This window comes from Mesorhizobium sp. M2E.F.Ca.ET.209.01.1.1 (assembly GCF_004010375.2).
Lineage (GTDB): Bacteria > Pseudomonadota > Alphaproteobacteria > Rhizobiales > Rhizobiaceae > Mesorhizobium.
Genome location: NZ_SADP02000203.1, coordinates 1 through 434, shown reverse-complemented (window position 1 = coordinate 434; position 434 = coordinate 1). Strand labels below are relative to the sequence as shown.

At 67.3% G+C, this 434-nt stretch carries 1 protein-coding gene; it reads left to right on the top strand.

What is annotated here, in order from left to right:
* On the top strand, positions 1–434 hold a 434-nt coding region (locus EN852_RS35295; protein ID WP_246694494.1), incomplete at both ends, for a CoA transferase.

Below are 434 nucleotides of genomic sequence, written 5' to 3'. Positions count from 1 at the left end.
GTGAAAGTCATCGAGATCGCCGGGCTCGGCCCGGTGCCACTTGCCGCCCTGATGTTGTCCGAGATGGGCGCCGAGGTGTTGCGCATCGAACGCGCCGATGCCGGCCAGCCGCTTCTAAGCCTGCCGGAAGCCTACGATCTCGACCGCCACCGCCGTTCCATCCTCAAGCGCGACCTGAAGCGTCCGGCCGGCGTGGAACTGTTGATGCGCCTTACAGCGGGCGCCGACTTGCTTGTCGAAGGCTTCCGCCCCGGCGTGATGGAGCGGCTCGGCCTCGGGCCCGACATCCTGCTGGAGCGCAATCCGGCGCTGATCTATGGCCGCCTGACCGGCTTCGGCCAAGACGGACCGCTGTCCGGGCGAGCCGGACACGACATCACCTATCTCGCCTATGCGGGTCTGTTGCATGCGATCGGAAGACGGGACGCAGCGCC